This is a genomic window from Nocardia sp. NPDC004711 (assembly GCF_053601595.1).
In genome coordinates, this window is sequence record NZ_JBSGCB010000045.1 from 1 (window position 1) to 20,392 (window position 20,392).

The 20,392-nt window shown below is 66.7% G+C and carries 21 protein-coding genes; 3 read left to right on the forward strand and 18 right to left on the reverse strand.

All coding sequences use genetic code 11. From position 1 onward, the window contains the following. Positions 1-320: 320 nt before the first annotated feature. From murA to ACWEKS_RS35295, 3 genes are read right to left on the reverse strand one after another with little or no spacing between them, the layout of a single operon-like run. Positions 321-1,583: a UDP-N-acetylglucosamine 1-carboxyvinyltransferase gene (murA, locus tag ACWEKS_RS35285; RefSeq protein ID WP_364623179.1), complete on the reverse strand. Its 1,263-nt coding sequence runs from the start codon at positions 1,581-1,583 to the stop codon at positions 321-323. Positions 1,584-1,593: 10 nt separating this feature from the next. Continuing rightward, positions 1,594-2,187, reverse strand: coding sequence for a cob(I)yrinic acid a,c-diamide adenosyltransferase (locus ACWEKS_RS35290; protein ID WP_452344121.1), 594 nt, complete (start codon positions 2,185-2,187; stop codon positions 1,594-1,596). 9 nt (positions 2,188-2,196) lie between these two features. Further along, positions 2,197-2,619 carry a DUF2550 domain-containing protein gene (locus ACWEKS_RS35295; protein ID WP_354849582.1) on the reverse strand — a complete coding sequence of 141 codons (423 nt, stop codon included), beginning with the start codon at positions 2,617-2,619 and terminating at the stop codon, positions 2,197-2,199. 747 nt (positions 2,620-3,366) lie between these two features. Between ACWEKS_RS35295 and ACWEKS_RS35300 the strand changes: the two genes are divergently transcribed. Then, positions 3,367-4,458 (forward strand): NAD(P)-dependent alcohol dehydrogenase, encoded by a 1,092-nt coding sequence (locus ACWEKS_RS35300; RefSeq protein ID WP_452344122.1) that lies wholly within the window; start codon positions 3,367-3,369, stop codon positions 4,456-4,458. 119 nt (positions 4,459-4,577) lie between these two features. Here the strand turns inward: ACWEKS_RS35300 and ACWEKS_RS35305 are convergent, their stop codons facing one another. From ACWEKS_RS35305 to ACWEKS_RS35355, 11 genes are all read right to left on the reverse strand, one after another. Further along, positions 4,578-4,955, reverse strand: a complete 378-nt coding sequence (locus ACWEKS_RS35305) for a F0F1 ATP synthase subunit epsilon (RefSeq protein WP_354849556.1) — start codon at positions 4,953-4,955, stop codon at positions 4,578-4,580. 6 nt (positions 4,956-4,961) lie between these two features. Further along, positions 4,962-6,392: a F0F1 ATP synthase subunit beta gene (gene atpD, locus ACWEKS_RS35310; protein WP_157388301.1), complete on the reverse strand. Its 1,431-nt coding sequence runs from the start codon at positions 6,390-6,392 to the stop codon at positions 4,962-4,964. An 18-nt stretch (positions 6,393-6,410) separates the two neighbouring features. Beyond that, entirely contained in the window at positions 6,411-7,379 is a 969-nt protein-coding gene (locus ACWEKS_RS35315; RefSeq protein WP_452344123.1) for a F0F1 ATP synthase subunit gamma, read from the reverse strand. Between the two features lie 57 nt (positions 7,380-7,436). Further along, positions 7,437-9,074, reverse strand: a complete 1,638-nt coding sequence (gene atpA, locus ACWEKS_RS35320; RefSeq protein WP_379430182.1) for a F0F1 ATP synthase subunit alpha — start codon at positions 9,072-9,074, stop codon at positions 7,437-7,439. 89 nt (positions 9,075-9,163) lie between these two features. Continuing rightward, positions 9,164-9,973, reverse strand: a complete 810-nt coding sequence (locus tag ACWEKS_RS35325) for a F0F1 ATP synthase subunit delta (protein WP_452344124.1) — start codon at positions 9,971-9,973, stop codon at positions 9,164-9,166. Between the two features lie 19 nt (positions 9,974-9,992). Continuing rightward, positions 9,993-10,550 carry a F0F1 ATP synthase subunit B gene (locus ACWEKS_RS35330; RefSeq protein ID WP_452344125.1) on the reverse strand — a complete coding sequence of 186 codons (558 nt, stop codon included), beginning with the start codon at positions 10,548-10,550 and terminating at the stop codon, positions 9,993-9,995. 26 nt (positions 10,551-10,576) lie between these two features. Then, positions 10,577-10,822 (reverse strand): ATP synthase F0 subunit C, encoded by a 246-nt coding sequence (locus ACWEKS_RS35335; protein WP_040856073.1) that lies wholly within the window; start codon positions 10,820-10,822, stop codon positions 10,577-10,579. A 75-nt stretch (positions 10,823-10,897) separates the two neighbouring features. Then, positions 10,898-11,623: a F0F1 ATP synthase subunit A gene (gene atpB / locus ACWEKS_RS35340; RefSeq protein ID WP_452344177.1), complete on the reverse strand. Its 726-nt coding sequence runs from the start codon at positions 11,621-11,623 to the stop codon at positions 10,898-10,900. Positions 11,624-12,038: 415 nt separating this feature from the next. After that, entirely contained in the window at positions 12,039-12,467 is a 429-nt protein-coding gene (locus ACWEKS_RS35345; protein WP_379402842.1) for a hypothetical protein, read from the reverse strand. A gap of 11 nt (positions 12,468-12,478) precedes the next feature. Then, a complete protein-coding gene (locus tag ACWEKS_RS35350) occupies positions 12,479-13,675 on the reverse strand; it encodes an MraY family glycosyltransferase (protein WP_354849539.1) in 1,197 nt (398 codons plus the stop codon). Between the two features lie 11 nt (positions 13,676-13,686). Next, the gene (locus tag ACWEKS_RS35355) at positions 13,687-14,352 is read right to left on the reverse strand and encodes an L-threonylcarbamoyladenylate synthase (protein ID WP_452344126.1); all 666 of its coding nucleotides are present in this window, start codon (positions 14,350-14,352) and stop codon (positions 13,687-13,689) included. A gap of 286 nt (positions 14,353-14,638) precedes the next feature. On the opposite strand from ACWEKS_RS35355, the gene ACWEKS_RS35360 reads away from it, so the two are divergent. Beyond that, on the forward strand, positions 14,639-14,932 hold the full coding sequence (locus tag ACWEKS_RS35360) for a DUF427 domain-containing protein (protein WP_364623206.1): 294 nt from the start codon (positions 14,639-14,641) through the stop codon (positions 14,930-14,932). A 3-nt stretch (positions 14,933-14,935) separates the two neighbouring features. Here the strand turns inward: ACWEKS_RS35360 and prmC are convergent, their stop codons facing one another. The 3 genes from prmC to rpmE all read right to left on the reverse strand — a co-directional run bounded on the left by prmC (position 14,936) and on the right by rpmE (position 17,574). After that, complete coding sequence (prmC, locus tag ACWEKS_RS35365) at positions 14,936-15,814, reverse strand: peptide chain release factor N(5)-glutamine methyltransferase (protein ID WP_452344127.1); 879 nt, start codon at positions 15,812-15,814, stop codon at positions 14,936-14,938. A 210-nt stretch (positions 15,815-16,024) separates the two neighbouring features. Beyond that, positions 16,025-17,107, reverse strand: coding sequence for a peptide chain release factor 1 (prfA, locus tag ACWEKS_RS35370; protein ID WP_452344128.1), 1,083 nt, complete (start codon positions 17,105-17,107; stop codon positions 16,025-16,027). Between the two features lie 245 nt (positions 17,108-17,352). After that, positions 17,353-17,574 carry a 50S ribosomal protein L31 gene (gene rpmE, locus ACWEKS_RS35375; protein WP_040856062.1) on the reverse strand — a complete coding sequence of 74 codons (222 nt, stop codon included), beginning with the start codon at positions 17,572-17,574 and terminating at the stop codon, positions 17,353-17,355. 306 nt (positions 17,575-17,880) lie between these two features. Here rpmE and ACWEKS_RS35380 point away from each other — a divergent pair, with 306 nt between their 5' ends. Beyond that, positions 17,881-18,408, forward strand: a complete 528-nt coding sequence (locus ACWEKS_RS35380; protein ID WP_452344129.1) for a hypothetical protein — start codon at positions 17,881-17,883, stop codon at positions 18,406-18,408. Here ACWEKS_RS35380 and rho read toward each other — a convergent pair. Continuing rightward, positions 18,306-20,363, reverse strand: a complete 2,058-nt coding sequence (rho, locus tag ACWEKS_RS35385) for a transcription termination factor Rho (protein WP_452344130.1) — start codon at positions 20,361-20,363, stop codon at positions 18,306-18,308. The genes ACWEKS_RS35380 and rho overlap by 103 nt on opposite strands. Positions 20,364-20,392: the final 29 nt, after the last annotated feature.

The window sequence follows — 20,392 nt, forward strand, 5'->3', positions numbered from 1 at the left end:
AGAATCGGAACCAAATTTCAAAATTTGGCACTGACATTCATCGACACACTATTGAGTTCTCAAAGAACACACGCACACACGATCTCCCGGGCTCTTAGTCCCGCTCGTTCGTGAGGCAACTTTTACAGCTTAGCCCCGTCCGCACGGCAGAACCAAATCTGCTGGTTGGCTGGGAGCTAGTGTGATCATCAGGCGAAGCTCGTCTCACCGGAGTCGGTGTCCGTGTCGCTCTGACCTGGAATAAGTTACGTGTTGGTTGTTCGCATGTCAAATCGCCTGTTCAGGACGGGTTTTCGCGAACCCGTCCCGACACCGGCTGTTCAGTCCGCGGTTCCGACGCGTTCGATCCGCGCTCCGAGCGAGCGCAGGTTCTCCACGAAATCCGGGTAGCCACGGTCGATGTGGAAGACATCGTGGACCTCGGTGACACCGTCGGCGACCAGACCCGCGAGCACCAGACCCGCGCCGGCGCGAATGTCCGACGACCACACCGGCGCCGAGGACAGTCGCGGAATCCCCCGCACCACAGCGTGATGCCCGTCGGTGCGGGCATCCGCGCCCAGGCGGATCATCTCTTCGACGAAGCGGAAGCGCGCTTCGAAAATGTTCTCGGTGATCATCGAAGTGCCGTCGGCGATCGCGGCCAGGCCGATGGCCATCGGCTGCAGATCGGTCGGGAACCCGGGGAACGGCAGGGTCGAGAAGTTCACGGCGCGAGGGCGATCCGCCTGCACCACGCGAAAACCATCCGGTTCGAACGAGATTCGCGCGCCCGCGGAGCGCAGCTTGTCCAGCACCAGGGACAGGTGCTTGGGGTTGATGCCGGTCACCCGCACGTCGCCGGTGGTCATGGCGGCGGCGATACCCCAGGTCGCGGCGACGATGCGATCGCCGATCACCCGGTGGGTGGTCGGCGAGAGCTTGTCCACGCCCTCGATGGTCAGCACCGAGGTGCCCGCGCCGGAGATCTTCGCGCCCATCCGCGCCAGCATGTTGCAGAGATCCACGATCTCCGGTTCCCGCGCGGCATTGTCGATGACCGTCTCCCCCTCGGCCAGCACCGCGGCCATCAGGATGTTCTCGGTCGCGCCGACCGACGGGAAGTCCAGGCGAATCCGGGCGCCCTGCAGCTCCTCCGCGCGCGCCACCAGGCAGCCGTGCTCGATCTCGGAGGTCGCGCCCAGCAGTCGCAGACCGGCCTGATGCATATCCAGCGGGCGCGAACCGATGGCATCACCGCCCGGGAGCGCCACCACGGCCCGCTTGCAGCGCGCCATCAGCGGACCCAGCACACACACCGAGGCACGGAACTGGGTGACGGCCGGGAAGTCCGCGTGGTATTTCGGTTCCGGCGGCGTCGCGATGGTCACGGTTTCGTGGTCGACGGTGACGTCACATCCGAGACCGCGCAGCACCTCGGCCATGAGCGGCACGTCGAGGATGTCCGGGCAGTTCGTGATGGTGGTCGTCCCCTCGGCCAGCAACGCGGCGGCCATCAGCTTGAGGACGCTGTTCTTCGCGCCGCCTACCGCGACCTCACCGACGAGCCTGCTGCCCCCGGTCACCAGAAACCGTTCACTCACGGGGGTCAGCCTAGTGGTCCTCTCTCGCGCTCGCGGCGTCTCCGCCCGGCCGCCAAAGTATGTCGCCGTCCGGATTGGCGACCCGGCCGAGGATGAACAGCAGGTCGGACAAGCGGTTGAGGTATTTGGCGGGCAGCGCGTTCGTGTCGTCCGGGTGCGCCGCGACCGCGGCCCACGCCGAACGCTCGGCGCGTCGCGCCACGGTGCGGGCGGTGTGCAGCAGTGCCGCCAGCGGTGTACCACCGGGCAGGATGAACGAATTCAACGGCGCCAGAGGCTCATTGAACTCGTCGCACCACTTCTCGAGGCGGTCGATGTAGACCTGGGTGATGCGCAGCGGCGGGTACTTGGGCTCCGCGACAACGGGCGTGGACAGGTCCGCGCCGGCGTCGAACAAATCGTTCTGGATGGAGCGCAGCACACCGAGCATCCGCTCGTCCGGCTGCCCGAGCGCGATGGCGACACCCAGTGCGGCATTGGTTTCGTCACAGTCGGCGTAGGCGATCAGCCGCGGGTCGGTCTTGTCCACCCGCGAGAAATCGCTCAGCCCCGTGGTGCCGTCGTCGCCGGTCCGCGTGTAGATCCGCGTCAAGTGAACGCTCACAGGGTCACACTATCCGGCGCGGCGGCGGCGAATTCGCTCGGAGGGCCTGGATTCCACCCAGGAGAGGAAGGCGGCCATCGCGCCGCGGTCGAGTGCCAGCTCGTAGCTGCCGTCACCGTCGGAGACCTGGACGATGACCTCGTCGGTCATGATGTCGTACTCGTCGTCCTGCGGGGACCGCCGCGGGCCCACCTCGATGGCGAGCCGGCGCATGGTGGAGTCCGGGCCGAGCTTGAGGCTGGAGAGTTTGTAGAAGAGGAGCGTGTCCTCGTCGTAACGGATCAGGCCGTGCCGCCAGCCCCCGCCGTGGCCGCGGGCGGGCAGCACGCGCAGCAGGGCGGCGGTTCCGCCGCGGCGCAGCATCACCAGGCGATATGTCGAGGCCAGGGCCAGGCCGACAAGCAGCAACACCAGAATGATCAGAAGCCACATCCCGGTTTGCAATGCCGCTCCGTCCCTTCACATCCGCGTTGCTGTCGATCACTGACCGGCCGACGGCCGGGCCCCGCTTTCGGTCGATAGTAGCGACCGCGGAAAGACGAAGTCCGGCCATCCACCGAATGTGACATATGCGCTGATCAGCAGGGTGCAGAAGATATATCCGCCCAGGGGGGACAGCTCACCGTAAAAGCACCGGTTCGCCGATGTAGGTCGAGCTGTCGACCTCGGCCGCCACGAACGAGCGCGCCTGGGCGTAGCCGCCGCGCCCGCGTTCACCGCGAAGGTGTCGTCCGGCCAGCTGACGCCGACGTGCGGGCCGGGAACCTTGTTGCAGCCCCGAGGTCGGGACAATGTTGCCGAGCAGATTGTGGCAATGGCGCCGAGCGGGTTGTTCTGCGTCATGTCGGTCGCCTCCCCGCCGCCGTTCATTCCGCCGATATCCCACCTGGCAGCCGACCACAGAGCCGGCGTTCATCGTGGCGCGAGGGCCGAAAACATTCGAATAGCCGGTACTTTGCCCAACGCTTCAGATCACATCCGGGGACCGGCGAAAGCCTCGAGCCACGTTGGGTAACCAAGGTCTCAATTGCGGCACAACGTATCCGAAAACCTCGGCCGCTTACCAGCTCCCGGCGGCAAGAGCCGAACGCGCGACCCGCTGAGCGGGATCAGCAATGGCCGTAAACTGGAACGCGTTCTTATGCTCCGGACAATTGGGATGTCTTGGAAGGAGATTCCGTGGAAATTACCGCTGCGGTGGCCCGGGGAGCGGACGTGCCGTTCTCGATGGAGACCCTCACCCTGGAGGAACCGCGACCGGGCGAGGTGCTGGTGCGCATCGTCGCGTCCGGGGTCTGCCACACCGACCTGGTCACCAAGGGCGTGTTTCCCGCCGATTTGCCGATCGTGCTCGGCCACGAGGGCGCCGGGATCGTCGAGCAGATTGGCTCGGAGGTAACCGGAATCGAAGTCGGTGACCACGTGCTGCTCACCTATGCCAGTTGTGGAACCTGTTCGCGATGCGCCAACGGGCTTCCGCCCTATTGCGAGAATTTCGTCATTCTGAACACCTCGGGCGGACGCGCGGATTTCACATCGCCGCTGAGCAGTAATGGCGAACGCGTGATGGGCGCGTTCTTCGGGCAATCGAGTTTCGCCACCCACACACTGGTGCCGGCGCGCAGTGTCGTAGTGGTCGACAAGGACGTGGACCTGGTGGCCACCTCCCCGTTCGGGTGCGGTGTGCAGACCGGTGCGGGCGCGGTCGCCAATGTCATGAAGCCGGGGCCGAACGACTCGCTGGCCATCTTCGGCGTCGGCGGCGTGGGGATGGCGGCCCTCATGGCGGCCCGTGCCATCGGCGCGGGAACCATTGTCGCCATTGACCTTTCCGCCGATCGGCTGGCCGTGGCCAAGGAGCTCGGCGCGGACGTCACCATCGACGGCGCGGCCGAGGACGTGGTGGCGCAGATCGTCGCGGCGACCAACGGCGGCGCGAACTTCGCGCTCGACACGACCGCCCTCAATGCCGTCATCGCCAAGGGCCTCGAGGCGTTGGCCCCCATGGGCACTCTCGTGCTCGTCGGGCTGGGCGAGGCCAGCATGGACCTCGAAATCGGCCACCTCACCGGCAACGGCAAGGCCGTCCGGGGCTGCATCGAGGGCAGTGGCGATCCGCAGCAATTCATTCCGCAACTGCTGCGGTGGCATGCCGAAGGCAAGTTCCCGATCGAGAAGATCAGCAAGACCTACGCCTTCACCGATATCGACACCGCGGTCGCGGACGCCCACCACGGCACCACGATCAAGCCCATTCTCACCTTCCGGTGAGAACGACATCCTCGCGCCCGGCTGGTGCCGGGCGCGAGTGCGGGTCGGTGTGAACGCGAAAAAGCGGCGGCCCCGGGATTTTCCCTGGGACCGCCGCTCTCGGTTTTCGCGCCGGAAGGCTAGGCAGACGCCGCCTTCTCGACCGCCCGCAGCTGGCCCTGTGCCTTGGCCAGCGCAGCCGGGCTCGCATCCGGGTCGGCGACAACGGCCTTGGCGGCCGCCTCGTCGATATCGAAGGCGAAATCGGCGGATTCGGCCAGCACGCGCACCGAAGTGGCGGTGACCGAGAAGAACCCGCCGTGCACGGCCACGACCACACGCTCGTCGTCGTCGGACACGATGGTCACGGTGCCGGCCTCGACCAGCTGCCCGAGCAGCGGTTCGTGGCCGGCCAGGATGCCGATCTCACCCTCCGTGGTCTGAGCCGAGACGAACTTCGCCCGGCCCGACCACAGCAGCCGCTCGACGGCGACCAGATCAACTGACATATCCGCCATGGTGGACTACTTCCCGGCGATCTTCTTCGCAGCAGCCTCGACGTCGTCCAGGCCACCGCAGGAGTTGAACGCCTGCTCCGGCAGGTGGTCGAACTCGCCCTTGCAGACCCGATCGAAGTCGTCGATGGTCTGCTCCAGCGGCACGACGGAACCCTCCTGGCCGGTGAACTTCTCGGCCACGATGAAGTTCTGGCCCAGGAACTTCTCCAGGCGACGGGCGCGACCGACGAGGACCTTGTCCTCTTCGGAGAGCTCGTCCATACCCAGAATCGCGATGATGTCCTGGAGTTCCTTGTACTTCTGCAGGATTCGCTTGACCTCGTTGGCCACCCGGAAGTGACGCTCGCCGACGATCGAGGCCTCGAGGATTCGCGAGGTCGACGACAGCGGGTCGACGGCCGGGTAGATGCCCTTCTGCGAAATCGGACGCGACAGCTCGGTGGTGGCGTCCAGGTGCGCGAAGGTGGTGGCCGGCGCGGGGTCGGTGTAGTCGTCCGCGGGCACGTAGATCGCCTGCATCGAGGTGATCGAGCGGCCACGGGTCGAGGTGATGCGCTCCTGCAGCTGACCCATCTCGTCCGCCAGGGTCGGCTGGTAACCGACGGCCGAAGGCATACGACCCAGCAGGGTCGAGACCTCGGAACCGGCCTGGGTGAAGCGGAAGATGTTGTCGATGAACAGCAGAACGTCCTGGTTCTGCACGTCGCGGAAGTACTCGGCCATGGTCAGGGCCGAGAGGGCGACGCGCATACGCGTCCCCGGCGGCTCGTCCATCTGGCCGAAGACGAGGGCGGTGTCCTGGAGGACGCCCATCTCTTCCATTTCCAGGTGCAGGTCGGTGCCCTCACGGGTGCGCTCACCGACGCCCGCGAACACGGACGTACCGGAGAACTCACGCGCGATACGGGTGATCATCTCCTGGATCAGCACGGTCTTGCCGACACCGGCACCACCGAACAGACCGATCTTGCCACCCTTCACGTACGGGGTGAGCAGGTCGATGACCTTGATGCCCGTCTCCAGGATCTCGGTCTTGCCCTCGAGCTGGTCGAAGGCGGGCGGCTGGCGGTGGATGCCCCACTGCTCGCCGTCGCGGCCCAGGCCGGGGGTGTCGAGGCAGTCGCCGAGCGCGTTGAACACGTGGCCCTTGACGACGTCACCGACGGGCACCGAGATCGGCTTGCCGGTGTCGCGCACCTCGGCGCCACGGATCAGACCGTCGGTCGGCTGCATCGAGATGGTGCGAACGATGTTGTCGCCCAGGTGCTGCGCGACCTCGAGGGTCAGGGTCTTGGCCACGGACGCGAGCGCGATGTCCACGTTCAGGGCGTTGTACAGGTCGGGAATGGAACCGCGCGGGAACTCGACGTCCACGACGGGTCCGATGACGCGGGCGACACGGCCTGTGCCGACCCGGGTTTCAGTAGCTGCGGTCATTGGTTCTCTTCCTGGGCCTTAGTCGCGGTCCGAGCTCGACGCCAGCGCGTTGGCGCCACCGACGATTTCCGTGATTTCCTGCGTAATCTGTGCCTGGCGCAACGAGTTCGCGGTCCGGGTCAGCGAGTTGACCAGTTCCGTGGCGTTGTCCGTCGCGGCCTTCATGGCGGTGCGGCGCGCAGCCGACTCCGATGCCGCCGCCTCGAGCAGCGACGAGTAGATCCGAGTGTTGACGTACTTCGGCAGCAGCGCGCCCAGCAGGCGATCCGCGTCCGGCTCGAACTCGTACTGGGCGACCGGCTCCGAGACTCCGTCGGTGAAGCTGTCCGGACCGATCTCGAAGTTCTCGTCCACGAACGTCACCTGGATCGGCGCCAGGCGACGCACCTCCGGCTGCTGCGACAGCATCGACACGAAACGCGTGTAGACGATGTGCAGTTCGTCGACGCCGGCCATGGTGCCGGCTCCGTTCGGGGACGCCACCTCACCGTCGGATCCGGCCATGAACGCCTCGACCAGGTGGTTGCACGCGGCGGACGCGTCCACGTAGTTCGGCTGCTGGGAGAAGCCCAGCCAGGAACCGTTCACGGTGCGACGGCGGAAGGTGTAGTACGTCAGGCCCTTCGCGCCCATCACGTACAGCACCGGCTCCTTGCCCTCGGTGCGCAGCGTGGTCATGAGCTCCTCGGCGCGCTTGAGCACGTTGGAGTTGTAACCACCGCACATACCGCGGTCGGAGGTGATGACCAGAACCGCTGCGCGGCGCGGGTTCTCACGCTCGGTGAGCAGCGGGTGGTTGAGATTCCCACTGGCGCTCGCCAATTCGGCGAGCACCTTGGTGATCTCCTCCGCGTAGGGCTTGGCGGCGGCAACGCGGGCCTGCGCCTTGCTGATTCGCGAGGTCGCGATCAGTTCCTGCGCCTTGGTGATCTTCTTGATCGAGCTCACGGAACGAATACGGGAGCGAAGTTCACGCACGCTTGGCATTAGCGGTTCACACTCCCTTCATTCGTCGATTCGGTCATTCGCATGTGCTCGTCTCGATTACTTCTCGACGTGCTTGCGGGTGACGGAAAGAGACTCGACCTCTTCGTGGTCCAGCTGGCCGGCCTCGGCCTCGACGACGCGGGTGCCGTCGGACGCCAGGAAGCCCTGCTTGAACTTGTCGGTCGCGGCCTTGATGGCGTCGGCGGCCTCGCCCTCGAGCACCTTGGCGCCGCCCTGCAGGGCGTCGAAGGAGGACTGCACGGTGGCGTGCAGGCTCTCCAGCAGCTCGGCGTTGAAGCGGCGGATGTCGCCGACCGGGACGGAGTCGTAGTAGCCGCCGTCCACCAGGAACAGCGAAACGACCTGGTCCTCAACCGAAACCGGGGCGTACTGGTCCTGCTTGAGCAGCTCGACCCAGCGCGCGCCACGCTCCAGCTGGGCCAGCGAAGCGGCATCCAGGTCGGAGGCGAAGGCGGAGAACGCCTCGAGCTCACGGTAGGAGGCCAGCTCCAGACGCAGCGAACCGGAGACCTTCTTCATGGCCTTGGTCTGCGCGGCACCACCGACTCGGGACACCGAGATACCGACGTTGATGGCCGGGCGGACACCCTTGTTGAAGAGGTCCGACTCCAGGAACACCTGGCCGTCGGTGATGGAGATGACGTTGGTCGGGATGAACGCCGAGACGTCGTTGGCCTTGGTCTCGATGATCGGCAGACCGGTCATCGAGCCCGCGCCCAGCTCGTCGGACAGCTTCGCGCAACGCTCCAGCAGACGCGAGTGCAGGTAGAAGACGTCACCCGGGTACGCCTCGCGGCCCGGCGGACGACGCAGCAGCAGCGAGATGGCACGGTAGGCCTCGGCCTGCTTGGACAGGTCGTCGAACACGATCAGGACGTGCTTGCCCTGGTACATCCAGTGCTGGCCGAGGGCCGAACCGGTGTAGGGGGCCAGCCACTTGAAGCCGGCGGAGTCCGACGCGGGCGCCGCGACGATGGTGGTGTACTCCATCGCGCCGTGCGCCTCGAGCGCGGACTTCACACCCGCGATGGTGGAGCCCTTCTGGCCGATCGCGACGTAGATGCAGCGCACCTGCTTCGACGGATCGCCGGTGGCCCAGTTGGCCTTCTGGTTGATGATGGCGTCGATGCAGACCGCGGTCTTACCGGTCTTACGGTCGCCGATGACGAGCTGACGCTGGCCGCGGCCGATGGCGGTCAGGGCGTCGATGGCGGTGATGCCGGTGGCCATGGGCTCACCGACCGGCTGACGCTCCAGCACGGTCGCGGCCTGCAGCTCGAGCACGCGACGCTCGTCGGCCTCGATCTCGCCCAGGCCGTCGATCGGCGCGCCCAGCGGGTCGATGACGCGGCCGAGGAACTTGTCGCCCACGGGAACCGAGAGCACGTCGCCGGTGCGGCGGACCTGCTGGCCCTCTTCGATGGTGTCGAACTCACCCAGGATGACGGCACCGATCTCGGTGTCCTCCAGGTTCAGCGCCACGCCGAGGACGCCGCCCGGGAACTCCAGCAGCTCGTTGGCCATCGCGGACGGCAGGCCGCTGATGTGGGCGATACCATCGCCGGTGTCGGTGACGACACCGACTTCTTCGATGGAGGTCTCGGGGGTGTAGCTCTGGGTGTAGCTCTCGATCGCGCTACGGATCTCATCGGGGGAGATCGTCAGCTCCGCCATGTTCTTCCTGCTCTCGCTGTGGTCTCGAATGTCGGTGTGTTGGTGCCTCGCCGGCAAGCCGGCAGTGCTGCGCAGTTGGCGTTCGTGTCTCAGGCGAGAGACTGACGCAAGCGCTGGAGGCGGCCGACGGCGCTGCCGTCGATCAGGTCGTCGCCGACGCGCACGACGACGCCGGCCAGCAGGCTCGGGTCCTCCTGCACGTGCACCGTGACGGGCTTGTCGTAGATGCGCTGCAGCGAAGCCGCCAGGTGCTCGCGCTGCTGCGGCGTCAGGGCCACCGCGGCACGGACGTGCGCCACGATCTGTTCCCGGAGCGAAGCCGCCAGGTCGGACAGCTCGTCGATGGCCGCGCCGGCATCGCCCTGGTGGCGCAGCACGGCCTGCTCGGCCAGCTGCAGGGTGATGGCCTCGACCTTGCCCGCGAGCAGGCGCTGCACCAGGGCGAGCTTGGCTTCCGCCGGCTTGCCGTGGTCCTGCAGCGCCTGCTCCAGGTCCGGGTTGTCGTCGATGATCCGGGCCAGCCGGAACAGCTCGTCCTCGACGGCGTCCAGGCGGCCACGCTCCTCCGCGGCGCGCAGCAGCGCTTCGCGGCCGAGCAGGACCAGCGTGTCGACCAGATCGCGGGCCCGTGACCAGTCCTGGGCCACCGCCGTGGTCAGCACGGCCAGGGTGGTGCCGCTGATCTTGCCGCCGAAGACGCGTTCGGCCAGCTCGGCGCGCGCCGAACTCGACACCGACTTATCCGCGAGCGCCACACGCAGCGAACGCTGGTCGTCGAGGACGGCGACAACGGCGAACAGTTCCGACCCCGTAGTAGCCGCGACGGTGTCGCTACCGGTCAGAGCGGCCCGAAGAGCTTCCCGCGCACGGGAACTCGCCTCGCGGCTCGCTGCGTACATGCTTCCCACTTTCGCGTCGTTACCTTCCGACCCCGATGCCGGCGTTCGCGTCCAGTTCCGCCAGGAACCGGTCGATCGACGCCGCCTGCTTGGCCTCATCGGCCACCGACTGACCGATGATCTTCTCGGCCAGGTCGACCGCGGTACGGCCCAGCTCGGACCGCAGCTCGGTCACGATCTGCTGGCGCTGTGCCTCCAGCTGCGAGTGACCGGCGGCCACGATGCGGTCGGCCTCGGCCTGCGCATCGGTACGCATCTGCGACAGGATGGCCGCACCCTGGGTGCGGGCTTCCTCACGGATACGGGCAGCCTCGAGGCGAGCCTCGGCCAGCTGCTCCTGGTACTGCTGCAGGGTGGCTTGCGCCTCGGCCTGGACGGCCTCGGCCTTGGCGATACCGCCCTCGATCTTCTCGGAACGCTCGTCGAGCACCTTGGTCAGGCGCGGGACGACGTACTTGGCGAAGACAAAGGCGATAACGATGAAGACGACCGCAGACCAGAAAATGTCATACGGCTCCGGGATGAGGGGGTTCACGTCGGAAGACCCCTCAGCCGCGAGCAGATAGGTGCTGTTCATCGTTGATTCCTAGTCTTTGGCCGGAATCAGAAAATGAAGCCGGCGACGAGACCGATCAGCGCCAGGGCCTCGGTGAACGCGATACCCAGGAACATGTTGGTCCGGATGGTGCCCTGCAGCTCGGGCTGGCGGGCGATGCCCTCGATGGCCTTACCGACGACGATGCCAACACCGATGCCGGGACCGATCGCAGCGAGGCCGTAACCGATGGCGCCGAAGCCCTTGGACTTGGACTCGGCAACTTCAGCAGCCAGGTACGAGAGGGTGCTCATGTGTGTTTCATTCCCTTTCTGTCGCCCACCCGCCGGGCGGCGTGGAAGGCAGGTTTGTGATGTTGGTGCGGTCGGTCAGTGAGAGTCGGCGTGCTGCGCCAGACCGATGTAGACAGCGGTCAGCAGCGCGAACACGTACGCCTGCAGGAAAACCACCAGCAGCTCGAAGAGGGTGAAGCCGAAGCCCGCGAGCAGCGAGAACGGCGAGAACACCTTCATCCAGGAGACGGCATCGAACAGGAAGAACTGGGTGGCACTGAAGAACAGCACCAACATGATGTGGCCTGCCAGCATGTTCGCCATGAGACGGACTGTCAGCGTGAACGGGCGCAGCACGAAGGTCGAGATGAACTCGATCGGGATCAGCAGCACGTGCAGCGCGGGCGGCACATTCGGCACCACGATGGACGAGCGCATGTATTTCAGGAAGCCGTACTTCTTGATGCCCACGTAGTTGAAGGTGATGTAGGCGACTACCGCCAGCACCAGGGGCATGCCGATTCGCGCGTTCGACGAGATGTTCAGACCCGGAATGACGCCCGAGATGTTCAGGAACAGCACGGTGAAGAAGATCGACGCGATCAGCGGGAAGAACTTCTTGCCGGATTCCTTGCCGAGCACCTCGTCGCAGATCTGCTCCTTGACGAACACCAGACCGGATTCGGCGACATTCTGCAGTCCGCGCGGAACCAGCTGCGGCCGACGGAAAGCGGCGAACATCACGGCCAGGAGAACGACCGACATGAGGATGCGAATCAGCATCAGACGGTCGAGCTCGAAAGGCGTCCCCTCGAACAGCACTGCTGGAGGGAAGAAGTCGTTGAGTGACGGCGCGTGGAACTCGCCCGCCAAAATGGTGACGCTCAGCGTTCTCTCCCGTGGTCGGCCGCAGGAGATAGTTTTCTCCTGCGGTTCGATCGGACATTGACGATCTGGTGGGTCGACTCAGGTCGGCTCGAAGTTCGTCAGCAGCTGTGGCATCACGCCCTGGCGTCTGTACGCGCGTCGGCGACATCGTCGACGGTGCAGAACCGTGACCCTATGGGTCCGGCACGGCTGTAAGCATAACCTGCTCTCAGGCGGGTCTAAGGTGACCCCCCCTGTTGATTCGGTTGGCTACAGGTAAAGAGTTTATCAAGTTATCTACGACAATGCGTAGGGGGTCGCGGAAACGCGTGATGAACGGCGTTCCGCGAGGTCGCCGCGGCGTCCGGGGCTACAGGTCGCGGTCCACCTGCACGGTCGGAACCCGTTGGCGCAGAAGACCGTACGTCTCCGCACCCAGCACGATGAGCAGCGCGGCGACCACGGTGCAGAACAGGGCGCCGCGGCTGTAGAAGTCGTACTGCTGGAGCACTGCGACGACAATCACTGTCAGCAGCAGCTTTCCGACCCAGCTGCCGAGCAGCACGATGCCCTGCAGGCCGGATTCGATCTTGGCGCTGAACAACACCGACGCGGCGGTGGTGAGGATGAAGGCGCCACCCAGGGCAGCGCCGATCAACGCGCCCCACAAGCCGGGCAGGCCCGCGAAGACGGTCGAGAGGATGGCCGAAACCACAACCAGCACAGCCAAACCGGCGATGCCATAGCGCAGTGCCGCGCGCAGCGGGGCGTCGGGACCGGGATCGGAAGGCGTGCTCACGTTCAGCAACTCTACCCGGCGGCGTGATCACGATCGCGGGGCGGTTTGCGGACGGAGTTGATCTTCAGTTCCCGCCAGGACGGCACCGCGGTGACGATCAGCGCGAAAACCAGTCCGGCCGCGAACAGCAGCACCACCATGCGCCGATCCGAGATCAGCGAGGTCCCGACCGCGCCGAATGCGAGCACACTCACCCACAGATAGATCACCAGCACCACGCGGCGCTGCGAATGCCCGATCTGCAGCAAACGGTGATGCAGATGCATTTTGTCAGGAGTGGAAAAACTCACACCTGCGCGAACACGACGGACCACCGCCAAAACAAGATCGAGTACCGGAATGAACATCACCGCACCCACCAGCAACAACGGCGACAGCAGACCCACGATGTCGCGCGGGCCGTAACCCTGCAGCGGAATTCGCCCGGAAGCGCCGGTGGACACCGCGGCCAGCATCAATCCGATGAGCATGGATCCGGTATCACCCATGAAAATGCGGGCCGGAGAGAAATTGTGCGGCAGAAATCCCAGGCACGCACCGGCCAGCGCCGCGGCCAGCAACGCCGGCGGATAGGTGTCGGTGGAACCGCCCACCTCATAGAGCAAACCCACGGTGAACACGAAAACCGCGACCGCCGCGATGAAACCGAGGCCCGCGGCCAGACCATCCAGGCCGTCCACGAAATTCATGGCATTGACGACCGTCACCGTGATGCCCACCGTCACCAGACCGCCCTGGAGCGGATCGAGCACCACGGTCTCGTTGGTGAAGGGGTTGTAGATGGCCACCCAGCTCAGGCCCATTACCGCCATCACACCCGCCGCGGTGATCTGGCCGACCAGTTTGGTCAGCCAGTCCAGGCCCCAGCGGTCGTCGATGATGCCGACCAGCACGATGAGCGTGGCCGCGGCCAGCACCGCCGGAATGTCCTTGGGATAGTCGAATCCGCGTCGCAGGGCGGGCAGCTGGTGGGCGAACAGCACGGCTGCCAGCAGGCCCAGATAGATGCCCAGCCCGCCCATGCGCGGAATCGGCTTCACGTGCACATCGCGCTCACGCGGAATGGCGACCGCGCCGAAGGCGATGGCCAGCACCCGGATTCCACCGGTGGTCAGGTAGGCGATGACCGTGGCGACGAGCAGCACCAGCAGCAGCTCCCGCAGCGGGACGACCGCGCCCTGGCTGAATACGCCCTGACTCAGCAGCATTTAACGGGCCGTCACCGCGTGCCCGCCTGACGGAGCTCCTCGGGCGACATGCCGAGCACCTCCGCGACCTTCTCGACCGCCACCGCGCCCTCGCGCAGAATGCGCGGGGTGTCGGCGGTGAGATCGACGATGGTGGACGCCACCGCGTGATCGGCCGGTCCGCCGTCGAGGTACACCCCGACCAGATCGCCCAGCTGCGCCTGCGCCTGCGCCACGGTGGTGGCGGGCGGCTGCCCGGAGACGTTCGCGCTCGACACCGCCAGCGGACCCACCTCGCGCAGCAGCTCCAGCGCGACCGGGTGCAGCGGCATGCGCAGCATCACCGTGCCGCGCGCGTCACCCAGATCCCAGGCCAGCGAAGGAGCTTGCTGCACAACGAGACTCAGCCCGCCCGGCCAGAAGGCGCGGATCAGCTCGCGGGCCTGCGGGCGCACCGAGAAGACCAGTCCGTCGATGGTGTTCCACGACCCGACCAGCACCGGCACCGGCATGTCCCGCCCGCGCCGCTTGGCGGCCAGCAGCGCGCTCACCGCCTGACTGTCGAACGCGTCGGCAGCGAGTCCGTAGAGCGTGTCGGTCGGAATGACGGCCAATCGCCCGGACTTCAGCGTGCTGCGCGCGGCACTCAGGCCGGCGGCGCGGGAGTCGGGATCGGCACAGTCGTAGACGGTACTCACGGCTGACATCTTGGCACGGATCAACTCTCGACAGCTCTCAGGGGCAAGCCCCTGAAACCCAGGGAATCCCGGGGGCTCCGCCCCCGAACCCCCGACGAGCCCGTCGGAGCCCGCGCCTTGAACCCCCGCCGACCGTTGGAGCCCCGACCCCGAACCCTCGACGAAGCGTTGGAGCCCCGGCTGCCCCGAACGCCGACGGGGTAAGTGCGACGGCCGCAAGCACTGGAAAGGGCCCTTGCGGCTCCGGGCGAACGTAGGCTCGGGGGCGACGAAGGAGGCACGACTCATGATGCGTGCGATCTGGAACGGGACGGTTATCGCCGAGGCTCCGCGGACCGTGGAGGTCGAGGGGAATCAGTACTTTCCGGTGGAGTCGTTGAAGCGGGAGTTCTTCAGCGAGAGCTCTCACCACACCGTGTGCCCGTGGAAGGGCATTGCGAGCTATTACTCGGTAACGGTGGACGGGAAGGAGAATCCCGACGCGGCCTGGTACTACCCGAAGCCGAGCCCGCTGGCGCGCAAGATCAGGGATCATGTCGCGTTCTGGCACGGCGTGGAGATCGAGGGCAGCCCCGAGTAACCGTCAGTCGGCGGTGCGGCGGGCCACGACGAAGCGGGGTTTTCCGGCGAGGTCGGGGTGTTCGACGATGTCGGTGAAGCCGCCGTGGGCGGCGAAGAGGGCGGCGACGCCGGAGCCGTTGGTGTCGTCGTGTTCGACTGCCACCGTGCCGTCTTCGCGCAGGAGGCGGGCGATGGTGGCGGTCATGGGGCGGATGACGGACAGGCCGTCGGGGCCGCCGAAGAGGGCGCGGTGCGGGTCGTGGTCGATCACCTCGGGATCGAGTTCGGCGTCCTCGGGGATGTAGGGCGGGTTGCAGACGACTACGTCCACTCGGCCGTTGAGCTGCTCGAGGAGGGCGGGGTCGGTGACGTCACCGGCGTGCAGGTCGATCGGGGTGTCGCCCTCGTCGGCCAGTTGCCGCGCATTGCGGCGGGCCCAGGCCAGGGCCTCGGTGTCGAGTTCGACGGCATGCACCTGGGCGTCGGGGCGGGCGTGCGCGACGGCCAGGGCCAGGGCGCCGGAACCGGTGCACAGGTCCACCACGATCGGCTGATGCTCGTGGCCGAGGGCTTCGAGCTGAGCGAGCGCCCAGGCGAACAGCAATTCCGTCTCCGGGCGCGGGACGAAGACGCCGGGGCCGACCGCGAGGTCGATCTCCCCCATCGCCGCGGTGCCCGTAAGGTGCTGCAGCGGAACGCGTTCCGCCCGTCTGGCGACCAGCTTGCGGTACTCCTCCAGCTGGTCGGGGGTGAGCATGGGCATGAGGGCGAGGCGCCCACGATCGACGCCCAGCACATGTGCCGCAAGGTGTTCCGCGTCGGCCTGGGGGCTGTGGACCCCGGCCGCGGCCAGGATCTCGACGGCCTCCCGGACGGCGGGGCGCAACGGTACACGACTCACGGTTCGCAGCCTTTCACTCCTCCGCCTCTCCGAGCCTGCAGCGGACGGCCAAGAGCCGTCGACCACCATGCATCCGTGCCGACGGTCGCGTGCCGAACCGATTCCGGACGTACCCGAGGAGTTACCCCGGGCGCGACGAAATCGGTTGTCACGTTGGGAGACGATACTGGCCGCCGAACCCTGACTGTGATGGTATGCCGGTTATTCCGCCTATTCCGCGGCGAGGCGGGCGGCGCGGTCGGCTTCGCCCAGGGCGTTGAACAGGTCATCGAGGTTGCCGTCCAGCACCGAGTCCAGGTTGTGCGCCTTGAAGCCGATGCGGTGATCGGCGATGCGGTTCTCCGGGAAGTTGTAGGTGCGGATGCGCTCGGAGCGGTCCACCGTGCGGATCTGCGAAGCGCGGCCCGCGGCCGCGTCGGCATCGGCCTGATCCTCGGCGAGGGCCTGCAGCCGCGCCGCCAGCACCTGCTTGGCGCGAATCTTGTTCTGCAGCTGCGAGCGTTCGTTCTGGCAGGTCACCACCAGGCCGGTGGGCAGGTGGGTGATGCGCACGGCCGAGTCGGTGGTGTTGACGCCCTGGCCGCCCTTGCCGGAGGACCGATAGACGTCGATCCGTAGGTCCTTCTCGTCGATCTCGACTTCCTCGACCTCGTCGGGCTCCGGGTACACCAGTACGCCCGCGGCCGAAGTGTGAATGCGCCCTTGGGATTCGGTGACCGGCACCCGCTGCACGCGGTGCACGCCGCCCTCGAACTTGAGCTTGGACCAGACGCCGTCGCGGGTCGCTTCCTTGCTCTTGATGGAGAAGCTGGCGTCCTTGTACCCGTCCAGATCGGAGTAGGTGACGCCGAGCACCTCGACCTTCCAGCCGTGCCGTTCCGCGTAGCGCAGGTACATACGGGCCAGATCGGAGGCGAACAGCGCCGATTCCTCGCCGCCCTCACCGGATTTCACCTCGAGGATGACATCGTCGGAGTCGTGCGGGTCGCGCGGCGCGAGCAGGTCGGTGAGCTGCTTGTCCAGCTCCTCCACCTGCTCCTGCAGGCCCGGGACCTCGGCGGCGAAGGACGAATCATCGGCCGCGAGCTCCTCGGCGGCGGCCAGATCCTCGCGCGCGGTCTTCAACTTGTTGTAGGTGGCCATGATCGGCCCGAGCTCGGCGAACCGTTTGCCCACGCGCCGTGCCGCACCTGGATCGTTGTGCAGCGCCGGGTCCGCGAGCTGGGTTTCCAGACCCGCGTACTCGGCCAGGATGTCATCGATCGCGGACGGGGCCGCCTGCTTGTCGGCCATGGCGTGTGAGCTCCTTCGAGAACTTGGTTCTGAACATAAGCGAGAGAGGAACCGCCCACTGTTCGCGGCCCGGCTCGATTCTGGACTGACGGAGCGGGGGAGCGAAGCGGAGGAGCGGAGGAGGGAAGATCGGGGTCACGCGGGCCGCGACCGCCTCCACCACCCTGCGACTTGCCGGAGCGAAGCGGAGGCAATTAAACACCGACGCCCGGCCTGCGGTCGCAGGACGGGCGTCGGCGGGACAGCTACTTGGCAGCCTTGTCGCGCTTGCCGTAGCGGGCCTCGAAGCGAGCCACGCGGCCACCGGTGTCCAGAATCTTCTGCTTGCCCGTGTAGAACGGGTGGCACTGGGAGCAGACCTCGACCGTGATCTGGCCCGACTCCTTGGTGCTCTTGGTCTGGAAGGTGTTGCCGCAGCCACACACGACCGTGGTGTCCACGTACGTGGGGTGAATTCCTGCCTTCATGGGTGTCCTTTCGAAAGGCTCCGGGTCGCCTGGCGATGCGAGACGTGAACCGGAACCGACTAGGCATGGTTGCCGACGGAACAGTATATGTGCCGCGAGCGAGTGGTCGTCACGAGGGGTGACACCGCCTTGAACAGGTGGTTGGACCGGTTTGTTCCCGGTCGTTCCCCCATAAAACTACGGGCACGCATATTCCGGGTATTCCAGTGAGGCTGGAAGTCGAGTAGCTCGCTACTCAGGACTACGAACACTCATGTTCATAGAGTTTGTCCAGGTGAGAGTCCCGCGACCATCGGAAGGACGGCAGTGATCAGGAAGGACGCGACGATCGGGGGTGCGTCCCCCGTCACCGTGCACGCCGAGGCCGGGAGGGCAGACCGGCGGCGCGCGGAGCTCGTCGCGGGGGCGATCCTGGTCACACTGACGCTGCTGGCGGTAGCGGGCTGGTGGATGGCTCCCGGAGAGTCCGGCCACGCGGTGGGACCGCTGAACCCGACCCCCATCCCGCTGCGGGGGGACGCCACCCTCACCTACACAGCGGTCACGGCAGCGGACGTGTCCGGTGCCGTGACCGCGCTCATTCTCGGCTTCATGATCGCCGGCAGCGCGCTGATCGGACTGTTCTTCTACAGCCCGCGCCCGGTCCCGGGAAAACCGGAGGCACTGCCGGAACGACGGCGGCGGCTCCGCAGAAGCGGAGCCGCCGTCGTCAATAGCCTTGTGCTACAGGCTCATTCGTCGAGTGCGCCCGGGGCGGTCTTGGAGACCGTCATCAGGAACTCGACATTGCTCTTGGTCTTCTTCAACCGGTCGACCAGCAGGTCGATGGCCTGATGTGAATCCAGGCCGGAGAGCACGCGGCGCAGCTTGTGCAGGACCGCGGCCTCGTCGGGCGACATCAGCAGATCGTCGCGGCGGGTGCCGGACGGGTTGACGTCGACCGCCGGGAACACGCGACGCTCGGCGATCTTGCGGTCGAGCTTGAGCTCGGCGTTACCCGTGCCCTTGAACTCCTCGAAGATGACCGTGTCACCGGTGGAACCGGTCTCCACCATCGCGGTGGCGATGATGGTGAGCGAGCCGCCGTTCTCGATATTGCGGGCCGCGCCGAGGAACCGCTTGGGCGGGTACAGCGCGGTGGAATCCACACCACCGGAAAGGATTCGGCCCGAGGCCGGGGACGAGTTGTTGTACGCACGGCCCAATCGGGTGATCGAGTCGAGCAGCACGACGACGTCCTGACCCTGCTCCACCAGGCGCTTGGCGCGCTCGATGGCGAGCTCGGCGACCGAGGTGTGGTCGCTCGGCGGCCGGTCGAACGTGGAGGCGATGACCTCGCCGCGCACCGAGCGCTGCATATCGGTCACTTCCTCGGGACGCTCGTCCACCAGCACCACCATCAGGTAGCACTCGGGGTTGTTCACCGAGATCGCGTTCGCGATGTCCTGCATGATCGTGGTCTTACCCGCCTTGGGCGGGGACACGATCAGCGCGCGCTGACCCTTACCGATCGGCATGATCAGATCGATGATGCGCGTGGTCAGCTTGTTCGGCTGGGTCTCCAGCCGCAGGCGCTGGTTCGGGTACAGCGGGGTCAGCTTGTTGAATTCCGGTCGGCGCTTGGCACTTTCGACGTCCGCGCCGTTGACCGTGTCCAACCGCACCAGCGGATCGAACTTCTGCCGCTGGTTGCTCTGATCGCCGTCGCGCGGGGCGCGGACCGCACCGGTGATGGCGTCACCGCGGCGCAGGCCGTTCTTGCGGACCAGGTTCATCGAGACGTACACGTCGTTCGGGCCGGCCAGGTAGCCGGAGGTGCGGACGAACGCGTAGTTGTCGAGCACGTCGAGGATGCCGGCGACCGGCTGCAGGACGTCGTCCTCGCGGATCTCCATCTCGCGGGCCTCGCCACCGGCGGCGACGCCCTCGCGGTCCCGCCCGCGACGACGCTCACGGAAGCGACGGCCCCGGCGGCCGCGGCCGCCTTCCTCGTCGTCACCGCCGCGATCATCGCGCTGGTTGCCGCGGCCGGCGCCGTTCTGGCTCTGCTGGTTGCGCTCGCCCTGGTCGCGACGCTCACCCTGGTCGCGACGCTCACCCTGGTTGCCGCGATCGCGACGGCGCTCGCCGCCCTCCTGCTCGCCCTTGTCGGCGGCGGGAGCCTCGGCGGTCGCCTCGGCGGTGGCGGCGCCACGCTGCTCGCGGCCCCGACGCTGGCGACCGCGGCCGCGCTGGCCACCGTCCCGGCTGTCGTCGCCGCCCTCGGCGCGGGCACTCTCGCCCTCTTCGCGCTTGGATTCGCGAGTCTCCGAAGCGTTTTGGCGCGACTCGGTGTCGGCCTTGCGCGCTTCGACCTTGTTCGCGTGGCCGGCCTTCGCCTCCGCCTTCACCTCGGCCGTGGCCGGAGCGGAGTCGGCAACAGCAGCGGCCTTCTTCACCTCGCGCGCGGGGGCCGGCACGGACTCTCCGCCGTTCGGCGCGTCCTCGGCCTTGGCCTTCGCGTTCCGCGTGGGCTTGCCGCCGGTGGCGGCAACAGGCTTGGCGCCCCCGGCCTGGTTCTCCTTGATAGCGGCGATGAGATCACCCTTACGCATCCCGGAAGTGCCTCGGATACCGAGCTCTCCCGCAAGCGCACGCAACTGCGGCAACAACATTCCAGTCAGCCCCGATCGTGCGACGTCAGTTTGTTCGCTCATCTTCGAAATCTGTCCGGAGTCACTTTCGCGGCTACCCGAGGACGCTGAATCGCTATCCGTCCCGGGTGTCGCGAGCAGGTCCGTATCTGTCACGGAAATCCTTTCCTTCCCTCGACCGCCGT